At 34.6% G+C, this 488-nt stretch carries 1 pseudogene; it reads left to right on the top strand.

The annotated features are described in order from the left end of the window. Positions 1-88 precede the first annotated feature (88 nt). A pseudogene (locus BGL89_RS12535) lies at positions 89-379 on the top strand (IS5/IS1182 family transposase); the annotation flags it as partial. Positions 380-488: the final 109 nt, after the last annotated feature.

The raw sequence follows: 488 nt of genomic DNA, 5'->3' as shown, positions 1-488 counted from the left end.
TGGCTTTAGAAACTTTCAGAATTTTTGGGTTAGAAGTATGTTATCTTGGCATCTTGTCTGTTGATTTAGCATAAAGAGTAACGAAGAGCCAAAAAAATTAGAAAGTGAAACCCAAAGTCAACCCGAAAATCGAGGCAAATTAATTTTAGATGCCAGTTGTGCCCCCGCAGATATTAGTTATCCTACCGATTTAAACCTGTTAAATCAAGGAAGAAAACAAACCGAAAAAATTATTGATATTCTCTAGGAAACTTTAAAAGGAAAACTTGTTCAAAAACCGAGAACCTATCGTCTCCTAGCCAGAAAAAGTTATTTAGAAGTAGTGAAAAAAAGAAAAACTACCGCCAAACAAAGACGAAAAGCCCTGAAAAAACAACGGTAATATCTGAAAAGAAATCTGGTTCTTCGGTTTGTCCTATGCAACGGACAGGATTATAAGGAATGAAACTCTTATAGAGAAAGACATTTGGCGATTTTTGTCAATTGTT

The organism is Microcystis sp. LSC13-02 (assembly GCA_002282935.1).
GTDB lineage: Bacteria > Cyanobacteriota > Cyanobacteriia > Cyanobacteriales > Microcystaceae > Microcystis.
This window is presented reverse-complemented; position numbering and strand designations above follow the sequence as displayed.